The organism is Faecalibacterium sp. OF03-6AC (genome assembly GCF_003478175.1).
Taxonomy (GTDB): domain Bacteria; phylum Bacillota; class Clostridia; order Oscillospirales; family Ruminococcaceae; genus Faecalibacterium; species Faecalibacterium taiwanense.
In genome coordinates this window covers 778-1226 of the sequence record NZ_QUEN01000025.1, presented here as the reverse complement: position 1 = coordinate 1226, position 449 = coordinate 778, and the positions used below count along the sequence as shown (strand labels likewise).

The window sequence follows — 449 nt, the reverse complement described above, 5'->3', positions numbered from 1 at the left end:
AGAACCGCAATGACACGCCGCGAAAACGAAAGACACACATCATCAAAGTCAGAGTGACCGCAGAAGAAAAGCTGCGGATCGCATACGCCTGCAAAGAACTCCACCTCACCCAATCCGAACTCGTCCGCCGCGTCCTGTACGGCGTGAACGTCAAGCACACCGTTGTGGTGGCGCAGGGCGGCGAGGATGCACTGGCGGCGCTTGCCGCCTTGTCTGCCCAGTGCAGCAAGGTAGGCAGCAACCTCAACCAGCTTGCACGGCACTTCAACTCCGGCGGCAAAGACACCGAGCAGCTCCGGGCGCAAATTCTGGAGGAACTGTCCGCACTCACGAACTTTCGGCTGAAAGCCGAAGAAACGGTTGGTGAACTGTATGGCAACCATCAAGCATTTGACCTCGAAAAACTCTAACTATGCCGCCGCCGAAAGCTATCTCACCTTTCAGCACAA

General features: G+C 56.6%; 1 protein-coding gene. It reads left to right on the top strand.

Annotated elements, in window-relative coordinates; translation table 11 throughout:
* The coding region (locus tag DXA66_RS13990; RefSeq protein ID WP_118529320.1) for a plasmid mobilization relaxosome protein MobC at positions 1-410 on the top strand (410 nt) is incomplete at its 5' end.
* Between the last annotated feature and the right edge of the window lie 39 nt (positions 411-449).